Genomic DNA, 270 nt, shown 5'->3' with positions numbered 1-270 from the left:
GACGGTGGAAAACCAGGGAAGAGGAAGGCATGTGTCGCGCCTTCGGCGTGGCCAAGGCTTTGGGGCTTCTCCCCTATTGGGATGTGATAGTGACCTCGCTCTCCACAGGCCACATAAAACTCACAGAATTAGGGAGGGCCGTCCATAGCGAGCTCTTTCGCCAGAGAAGGGTTCGTCGATTTGTTCGAGATCTTCGTGGCTCCGAAATTTCTTGGCGTTGGCCTTCCAGTCTTGGGCTATCTGGAAACGGTAGCAATAGAGAGGGCTTTT

At 54.1% G+C, this 270-nt stretch carries 1 protein-coding gene; it reads left to right on the top strand.

Features of this window, described 5'->3' with window-relative positions; translation table 11 throughout:
- Positions 1-144: 144 nt before the first annotated feature.
- A partial coding sequence (locus EZM41_RS14760) for a hypothetical protein (protein ID WP_446697835.1) occupies positions 145-270 on the top strand: 126 nt, incomplete at its 3' end.

Origin of the sequence: Acetomicrobium sp. S15 = DSM 107314 (assembly GCF_016125955.1) — a bacterium.
In the GTDB taxonomy this organism is placed as follows: domain Bacteria; phylum Synergistota; class Synergistia; order Synergistales; family Thermosynergistaceae; genus Thermosynergistes; species Thermosynergistes pyruvativorans.
This window is presented reverse-complemented; position numbering and strand designations above follow the sequence as displayed.